The sequence below is a fragment of the Cerasibacillus sp. genome (assembly GCF_036516575.1).
Classification (GTDB): Bacteria; Bacillota; Bacilli; order Bacillales; family Amphibacillaceae; genus Cerasibacillus.
In genome coordinates this window covers 1-8,987 of the sequence record NZ_DATBTY010000072.1, presented here as the reverse complement: position 1 = coordinate 8,987, position 8,987 = coordinate 1, and the positions used below count along the sequence as shown (strand labels likewise).

The 8,987-nt window shown below is 38.4% G+C and carries 7 protein-coding genes and 1 pseudogene; 3 read left to right on the top strand and 5 right to left on the bottom strand.

Going from position 1 to position 8,987, the window contains the following annotated elements; translation table 11 throughout:
- The 5 genes and pseudogenes from VIG73_RS12020 to VIG73_RS12000 form a co-directional block, all read right to left on the bottom strand.
- A pseudogene (locus VIG73_RS12020) lies at positions 1–246 on the bottom strand (copper ABC transporter permease); the annotation flags it as partial.
- Complete coding sequence (gene nosD, locus VIG73_RS12015; RefSeq protein ID WP_331642305.1) at positions 219–1,553, bottom strand: nitrous oxide reductase family maturation protein NosD; 1,335 nt, start codon at positions 1,551–1,553, stop codon at positions 219–221. The pseudogene VIG73_RS12020 and the gene nosD, both read right to left, overlap by 28 nt.
- On the bottom strand, positions 1,550–2,113 hold the full coding sequence (locus tag VIG73_RS12010; RefSeq protein WP_331642303.1) for a hypothetical protein: 564 nt from the start codon (positions 2,111–2,113) through the stop codon (positions 1,550–1,552). The genes nosD and VIG73_RS12010 overlap by 4 nt, the downstream gene beginning before the upstream one ends.
- A 75-nt stretch (positions 2,114–2,188) precedes the next feature.
- Positions 2,189–4,057, bottom strand: a complete 1,869-nt coding sequence (gene nosZ / locus VIG73_RS12005) for a Sec-dependent nitrous-oxide reductase (protein WP_331642301.1) — start codon at positions 4,055–4,057, stop codon at positions 2,189–2,191.
- An 18-nt stretch (positions 4,058–4,075) separates the two neighbouring features.
- Positions 4,076–4,543: a c-type cytochrome gene (locus VIG73_RS12000; protein WP_331642298.1), complete on the bottom strand. Its 468-nt coding sequence runs from the start codon at positions 4,541–4,543 to the stop codon at positions 4,076–4,078.
- A gap of 231 nt (positions 4,544–4,774) precedes the next feature.
- On the opposite strand from VIG73_RS12000, the gene VIG73_RS15760 reads away from it, so the two are divergent.
- From VIG73_RS15760 to VIG73_RS11985, 3 genes are all read left to right on the top strand, one after another.
- Complete coding sequence (locus tag VIG73_RS15760) at positions 4,775–5,113, top strand: hypothetical protein (protein WP_414648409.1); 339 nt, start codon at positions 4,775–4,777, stop codon at positions 5,111–5,113.
- 198 nt (positions 5,114–5,311) lie between these two features.
- Positions 5,312–6,391: an MraY family glycosyltransferase gene (locus VIG73_RS11990; protein WP_331642294.1), complete on the top strand. Its 1,080-nt coding sequence runs from the start codon at positions 5,312–5,314 to the stop codon at positions 6,389–6,391.
- A gap of 580 nt (positions 6,392–6,971) precedes the next feature.
- Positions 6,972–8,987 (top strand): S8 family serine peptidase (locus VIG73_RS11985; RefSeq protein WP_331642292.1); only part of this gene is annotated, 2,016 nt, incomplete at its 3' end.

Sequence of the window (8,987 nt, the reverse complement as noted above, 5' to 3'; positions counted from 1 at the left end):
AATGACAGCTGTTTTCATCTCTTTTTCTTGAAACATTGAAAAGGAGGATAAAAACATTGAAAACAAAGGAACGAGATACATGTTCGTATCAAACAGTGATAAAAGCATTGCTTCAAAGCCGAGCTCAGCTGGAAAAGAGCGGGCCTCGGCAATGATGAAAATCGATGCAAACATAATTAATCCAAGACCGAGCCATAACCCTTTTCCACGAGCTTGTTCTAATCCTTCCTTCCAAATATACGCCATGATAATTGACCCCTTTTATTAAAATATACGAACAATCCCATCATACTTCCCGCCACAATAATCCAAATGATGGCAGATGATTTTAAACGATTTTCCGGCATGAGTGGATGTTGATCAAAAGCCATAACCTCTTCATTACTTAAAAGTTCATTCGCTTTTTCGAAAATCGTTATAGCAGGACTATCAAGAAACAAATATGCCAATTCATTTGCTTCGACTAATTGACTTAATGTTGATGTTTGTTCTAAACCCATATCACTAATGCCATCATTATCTAAGTCAAGCATTGGCGTGTCCCAATAGTTACCGACGCCATTTTTAAACCATTCATTATTGGATTCGCCACCTACTGCTAGAACATTCGTATGGTTACTATGAAACGTATTCTTAGTAAATACATGTGCCGTAGCAGAAGCCCATACTTCAACCCCAACTTGGTTGTTATAAAATTCATTCTGTTCAATGAGATTACTAGTCGATTGTTCTACATAAAGGCCGCGCTGATTCAAATGGAATTCATTTTTTAAAACATGGATATCACGGCTCGTTTGAATGATTAAGCCGAATGCACGAGATCCTTGATTGTATGAGAAGGTATTATTTTTTAATGTAATATGATCTGAGTGCATAATGGCAGCGCCACCGACATTTTGATTAAAATGATTTCCTTCAAACGTGTTATAATTCGAATACATATAATGTAGACCGTATCGCGTTTTTGTCGCGGTGTTGTTACGAATTTCATTATTATTTGCGTATTCAACATAAATACCGTCACGTGTTTTTTCAATATAATTACTTTCTAATTCGTTATTTCCGGCACGATTAATATAAATACCGTAACCTTGGTCACCTAAAACTTCTGCACCAAAGCCAACGATCGTATTATTTTTAATGACATTATTTTCTGTTCGGTTTAAATAAATGCCATGATAACTGTCTGAGATGGATAAGTTTGTTAATGTTGCAGAGTTACCCATAACTCGAACACCAGAATACTCTTCTTTAGAACTACGGCTTAAACCACTATACTTAATTTCCAACTGATCTAAAGTAACGTCATCACTACGAATTTCTATGACATTTCCCGATTTGTCACCGTATATTTTTGTTCCCTTTTTTCCGATGATTGTCAAAGGCTTATCGATGACAACATTTCCTTTATATATTTTTGCATCTAGTTCAAGTACCCCGTTTTTGGGAGTATGCTTAATATGCTTTTGCAACTCATTTGCTTGTGCTGACACAGGATGAATCCCTATACATATTAAAACGGTCAGGATAGCTCCTATGATCGCCCGTTTCATTTTGCTCGGTCCTTCCATAGAGGGAAAACCATGAGTAAAAAGACAATCCCAAGTAATAGAGCACCCCATGTAAAATAACTGTTCGTGACGAAATTTGCGATTGTATTCTCACCGATAATCGGTGGCACAAAAGGATCTAAATCAATCGGAGCTGCAGGATCAAGCTCGGTACCGAATTTCTTCAACCAGCGATACATATCGAATATTCCTAAAGCACCAGCGGCAGCAAAAGTTACAATTAAGCCATAAAGCAATGATTTTTTTCTTAAAAATGCAACGATTATAGTAAGGATAGCGATAGCGACAATGATATAAGGCATGAATTGAAGTTCAGGGAATGTGTCATTACTGAATGGTTTCATGCCGATATAATGATTTAAGCCATTGACGACTTCGATATCACCCGCTAAAGTTGTCGGATATACAATGATGTCCAAGCCTTCTGGATACTGCGGGGCATAAAACTTCATTCCCCACCATGGAACAAATAAACTTAGAACTAAAATAATGGCCGCTGCAATTAAACTGAACATAGATACCTTAGATAATTTTGACTTCATCTTCGTCATCTCCTCTAGTAAAGAAGGATCAGATTCCCGCCCATGCGAGAATCTGTCCTATACATGAAAGGCAATTTACTTAGGTTCAACTAGTAAATAACCGCTCATTTCCTGGTGTAAGGCTGAACAGAAGTTTGTACAATAAATTGGGTAAGTTCCCGCTTTATCTGCTACAAATTCAAGTGTGCTCGTTTGCCCAGGTTGAACTTCAAAGTTCAAGTTATAATCATTAATTCCAAAGCCATGTGTAATATCTTGGTCTAAATCAATATTTGTCATATGGAAGAAGACGCGGTCACCTTGTTTTACTGTTACAGCATCAGGTCGTTTAGCTTTCGCATCGAAAACAAAACGTGAACGAAGCGCAACTCCATAAACATGGACTTCATCACCTTTTCTTTCGATATGAGCATCATCAACAGACCAGACAGAGTTAGGGCGATTTTCATCTTTTTCATATAATTTCATCGGCTTAATTTTATCGCGATGGATAATTTGCGCATAGTGTGGCTCTGGATCGACTGGTGCGGCCATAATATGCTCCATTTTTTCGCCTGAAATATCATATAAATCCATTGATTCTGGATGTGACGGTCCGACAGATAAGAAGTTATCTTTAGCAATTTTGTTTAAAGCAACAAGCCATTTTCCATCTGGTTCAACCGTGTCACCTTCAGCAGCAGTTGAGTGTCCAGGTGAGTAATAAGCTGGTTGGCGATCAATGACTTCACCAGTATCAATCTTCCATTTTACAACTTCTGATGAAATAAACATTGTATTGTAAGCGTGTCCTTTATCATCAAATTGTGTATGCAATGGTCCGAGTGCCCCAGGAGGGTCGACTTCTCTTTCCATGACATCTTCATATGGAAGAATCGGAATACCGAATTTTTCATCATCAAATTCGCCTTTTTCCATGGCTGCAAATGCTTTTTCAAATGAGAACACAGTCATTAATGGTGCTAATTTCCCTGAAGCAATAAAACGTGTTCCATCTGGTGTGACGTCGACGCCGTGTGGTGATTTAGCAACAGGCACAGCATAAATCGCACCTTTTATATCACGTGGGTCAACCATTTTTGCTCCATTTACTTCATCAAAGTTACCATCTTTCACAGCTTCTTCAACTTTTTTCCAATTAATCATGACGATGTAGTCACGGTCATTTTGAGAAGCGTTAATTTCTAAATTTGTTGTTGCAAATTCTGTATTATATGTTGTCATAACAATCCAATCGGATGAATCTTTCTTCCCAGCATCTGATAAGTCATAAGACCATGGTGGAAGAACAATTTGGAATGCAAGATCAAATTCTTTTTTCTTCTTATCAAAAGTTGTCATTGATACGACACCTTTATATTCTTCTTCATACTTATCTAATGACGCATACTCTCCACCTAATGGACGAGCAAATCGTGTAGGTAAAGCGATATATTCCGTATTTGATGTGAGGAATACCCCGGCATGCGGGCCACCCATATTCGGTAAGTCCATAATGTCAACTGTGTGGAACGTACTTAAATCAACAGCAGCAACACGGTTATTTCCTACATCATTCGCAAATAAAAACTCTCCATCATAATCGCCTTCTGTTTCTGAAACGGCAGGGTGGTGGAAGTCTCCCCAAGTATAGCCACCAAGCATTTTTTTCGTTTCTTTATCATAACCATATCCTGTCGCTGGATCTGGTGTAAAAACAGGCACGGTACGAATTTTTCTCATTGATGGAATGCCATAAACGAAAAGTTGTCCCGAATGCCCACCAGATGCAAGCATATAGTACTCATCTAATTCCCCATACGGGACGAAGACTTTTTCAGCTTTAGATTTATTTTCTCCGGAAGCGGCTGAATCCTCTTTTTGAAAGTCACCAAAGAATACAAAAGCGACGAGTAACCCAGCAGCAATCCCTAATACTGCAGATAAAATGCGTTGTACATTCATTATGTGTCCTCCTAACGGTTATTTTTGCTCCGCTGCTTTTTTCAGTGCTTCAACAATCTGTTCCCTTTCTTCATCTGAAAGCGGGTCACCTTCAATGACACCTGTCATTACCTGTGATGTTGGCTCTTTCAAGAACTCATCTAGCTCTTTCCCATGCTTTCCTTTAACATCTGTAAAAGCATTGGATAAGTCAGGACCTGTTGTACCACCATTAGCCCCTAAAGACCCAACAGAGTGACAATTTAAACAGTTATTCGCACTAAGTGGTTCCGCATCAGCAGGTACTGTTTCCTCAGCAACATCTGCTTCTTCATCCGTTTGCTTTTCAGCATCGGTGGCTTCAGCCTTAGATTGTTCAGTTGCTTCAGTATCAGATGATGATGCAGATTGAGCTTGATCCGCTTGATCTCCACCTGAAAAAATAAAGTACCCGCCAGCAAAGGCAATAATGAATGTAATAATAAAAATAATCCCATTTTGCTTCACTATAAAAACCTCCCCTATAAGTCATACACATACCTAATGTGCTAAGCTGTAACTCCCTAACGCTATCCTCCTTTACAATGGATATAATTCAATTTTAGATTGCTAGGAAAAAGAGTGGTGTGATTTAAATCACTACTATTTGACAGTTTTGAATGAGATGTGAATTAATTGTGAAAAGATGAGCATTCACGTTTAAGAGCATAAGAAAGGTGGTAATGATTTAATTCAATCATGTACTCGGAGGATCAAATTCGAGCGGTGCGTGTTCGGAATCGAGCGGTGCAGGGTCGAAATCGAGCGGTGCAGGGTCGGAATCGAGCGGTGCGTGTTCGGAATCGAGCAGTGCGTGGTCGAAATCGAGCGGTGCGTGGTCGGAATCGAGCAGTGCAGGGTCGAAATCGAGCAGTGCAGGGTCGAAATCGAGTGGTGCAGGTTCGAAATCGAGCGGTGCGTGGTTGGAATCGAGCAGTGCGTGTTCGGAATCGAGCAGTGCGGGGCCAAAATCGCGCGATCCCATGCCAGCATCAACCACCCCACGGCTTAACGATTATTTGCTTAATATACCACTGATTTGATATAATTTGAGTGCTTTTGAATAGCGAGGCTGTCTTATAGATGTCTTTATATAGGGAACAAACAAAATGCGATTTATTTTAAAACAAAGAAACAACTACCTACAAACAAAAAAATTGTCGCATTCTACTCAAAAATAAAGATACACAAACGAAGCCAATAATAGGACAAGCCTGCTACTATAGGAGAATGACTATGTATACGACTGATATGTTGATTGCATTTTTCATCGCGATGGGATCAACATTCTTATTAACATATCCAGTTAGAAAATTAGCATTTAGAATTAAAGCCATGGATGTTCCTAATCATCGGAAAATCCATACGAAAGTGACGCCGCGTTTAGGTGGGCTTGCCATCTTTATTGGATCCATGTTAGGGCTCTTATATTTATGGCCCGAACATGAGCATTTACCAGAAATTATTATGGGGTCGATTGTGATCGTTATCACTGGGGTTCTCGATGATAAATATACAATCCGCCCAATAATTAAACTGAGCGGTCAATTAATCGCAGCATCCTTTCTCATCTCATCAGGCCTTATTATAGAAAGAATCACGTTGCCATTTATCGGAGTTATTGAGCTTGGGTTTGTAAGTGTTCTTATTACAGTATTATGGATTGTCGGAATAACCAATGCGATCAACCTTATCGATGGTCTCGATGGCTTAGCGACAGGTGTGACGACGATTGCTTTGACGAGTATTTTTATCATGTCGCTCATTGATTCACAAACGATTGTTGCATTTTTAAGCATTGTCTTAATCGGTGCCAATCTCGGGTTTTTATATCATAATTTCTATCCAGCGAAGATTTATATGGGGGATACCGGTTCGAATTATCTCGGGTTTATGATTGCCGTTGTGTCCATTCAAGGCTTATTTAAAAATATCGCTCTATTTAGCTTTATCATTCCCGTTATTGTTTTAGCCGTACCAATCTTTGATACATTTTTAGCCATTATCCGCCGCATGCGTAATAAAGAAAGTATTGCGATGGCTGATAATAAACATATTCATTATCGAATGATTCAATCAGGGTATAGCCATAAAACAACCGTCTTGATCTTATATGGCTTTAGTGCTTTATTTGGTTTACTTGCTATTATTTTCTCAACCGCAAGTATTACGACATCATTAATTATAACGGTGTTTGTTTTGATTTTACTTCACATTATCGCCGAAATTGCCGGACTCGTTATGGATGGTAAACGCCCTGTATTGGATGCGATTTTACGGATCATTCCTATGAAGAGAAGGGAAAAAAAGAAGTAGTTGAGCTAGCTACAATATGTCATATGATTCTGTCTCGCCACCATTGAAAGAAGTAGTTTTCATAACAGAAACTACTTCTTTTTCTATTCTATTAATAGATATAGTTATGACTTATAGTAATAGTTATATAACACTATAAAGAATTGTCTAAACAGGGCGAATACTATCGAAATATGCAAAAATAGTATAATACAACTAGGACCTATGGCACTTGTGTAAATATTAAGACAAAGGCACAATAGTAATATCCGACATTGATAGAAAGGGGGAACATTTTACTAGAAGGCAAATCAATATTGTGTCATTGTGACCATGTCTTTCATCCTATCGCGATTGACCATCTAATATATCCAACCAAAAGCTTTTATTCAATTTTGTTTTACAAGAAAATATAATCAAACACTTAATTAAATGAAATGAAGAGTTTTTTTATGACAAATTATCTAAAAATTATAAATAAATCGTTGTATTTGACTAGATGGATTTTTCGGAGATATAGATTGGTAGAAAAGAAATCTCACACTGACACAATTAACGCTATATTATTTGATGGATTATTTTTTATCAGGGAGGAAAGAGAATGCACCGGTCATTAAGAAAAATAAGTGCGATCTTATTAATCTTCATTCTAGCATTTAGTCAAGCGACATTTGCTAGTGCACAGTTACCGATAAAAGAACTTCCAGTTAAAAAGGAAAAACCGTCGGTAACACAAGTTCTTGAAACAGAAGACCCGGAAAAGGAAGTCCGTGTCATTGTTGAATTGAAAGGTGAGGCACCAATTGAGAAGGCAACGAAACGAGGTGTCTTATTCAAAAGCCTTTCAAAAAGTGAACAAAAGAAACTACAACAAGAAGCTACTTCAAAACAAGATAAAGTTAAACAAGAAATAAAAAAGAAAGATGTCAAACCAAATTACTTACAAGATTTTAATACAGTAGTAAACGGCTTTAGTGCCGAAGTTAAAGTAAAAGACATTAAAAAGATTGAAAAAATTAAAGATGTTGCAGGCGTACATCTTGTCAATGAGTATGAGCGCCCAGAAGTAAAGCCAGATATGAAGTATAGTAAAGAGCTAGTTGAAGCTCAAAAAGTGTGGCGAGATTTTGAAAACAAAGGGGAAGGCATGGTTGTAGGAGTCATAGATACTGGTATTGACCCAACTCATCAGGACATGGTTTTATCTGATGAACAAACAGCTAAACTAACAGAAGCCGATGTCAATAATAAAGTAAACGAACATGGTCTCCCTGGAAAATATTATACAGCTAAAGTACCATACGCATATAACTATATGGATGAAACACATGAAATTATAGAAGACCATTCTGATGCGTCTATGCACGGAATGCATGTTTCTGGTACTGTTGGTGCAAATGGTGATGAAAAAAATGGTGGCATCACAGGTGTTGCACCTGAAGTCCAAATTCTTGGTTTAAAGGTTTTCGGAAATGACCCATTAATGCAATCAACATTTGGAGATGTTTATGTAAAAGCGATCGATGATTCGATTAAACTAGGCGCAGACGTTCTGAACTTAAGTCTCGGTGCACCTGCCGGATTTGTTTCCGATGAATCCCTTGAACAACAAGCTGTGACTAATGCGGTGGAAAACGGCATTGTCGTATCCATCTCAGCCGGTAACTCAGCGTTTTTCGGTGATGGTTTCTGGTATCCAACTGTATCCAACCCGGATTATGGTGTAAATGGCTCACCAGGCGTCGCATATAATAGCTTACAGGTAGCATCATTTGAAAATGACTTTATGGAAATGGATGAAGTCGTCTATTCTATTGATGGTGAGGAAACATCCACCCCATTTATGTCGGCAGGAAAAACACATCCAAATGATGTGTCCGAAAAAACATTTGAAGTCGTAGAAGCTGGATTAGGCCATCCAGAAGAGTTTGAAGGAAAAGACTTAAATGGTAAATATGCATTGATTCAGCGTGGAGATTTACCGTTTACCGAAAAAGCGTTAAACGCGCAAGCTGTCGGAGCAGCTGGTGTCATTATTTATAACAATGAAGACGGATTTATAAATATGGCATCTGAAGATACAATCGTTATTCCACAACTATTTATGCTGAAAAACGATGGAGATAAACTCGTGGAAGCACTAAAAGATGGAAAAGCCGCAACCGTAACATTCACGGGTGAAGAAATCCCAACCGTTAACCCTGACGCGGGGCTTATGAGTGATTTCACTTCATGGGGCTTAGCATCAAACTTAGATTTTAAACCAGAAATTACGGCACCAGGTGGCATGATTTTATCGACATTAAATAATGATCAATACGGTATGATGAGTGGTACGTCAATGGCAGCACCACATGTTGCCGGAGGAAGTGCACTCGTTCTAGAGCGAATTGCTAATGAATTTAAACTTGATAATGCTGACCGTGTAAAACGTGCAAAAAATATTATGATGAACACATCTAAACCGGTTAATTTTGGTGACGCACCAGTATCACCACGTCGTCAAGGAGCAGGTTTAGCACAGTTCCACGCGGCTTTAAAAACACCGGTCATGGTAACAGAATCACAGACGAAAGAAGCAAAAGTAGCATTAAAAGAAATCGCATCTAACAAAGTA

Excerpts from the sequence above, each read along its gene's own strand:
- VIG73_RS15760 (WP_414648409.1), top strand. The coding sequence starts at position 4,775 with ATGTACTCGGAGGATCAAATTCGAGCGGTGCGTGTTCGGAATCGAGCG.
- nosZ (WP_331642301.1), bottom strand. The coding sequence starts at position 4,057 with ATGAATGTACAACGCATTTTATCTGCAGTATTAGGGATTGCTGCTGGG.
- VIG73_RS12010 (WP_331642303.1), bottom strand. The coding sequence starts at position 2,113 with ATGAAGTCAAAATTATCTAAGGTATCTATGTTCAGTTTAATTGCAGCG.
- VIG73_RS11990 (WP_331642294.1), top strand. The coding sequence starts at position 5,312 with ATGTATACGACTGATATGTTGATTGCATTTTTCATCGCGATGGGATCA.
- nosD (WP_331642305.1), bottom strand. The coding sequence starts at position 1,553 with ATGAAACGGGCGATCATAGGAGCTATCCTGACCGTTTTAATATGTATA.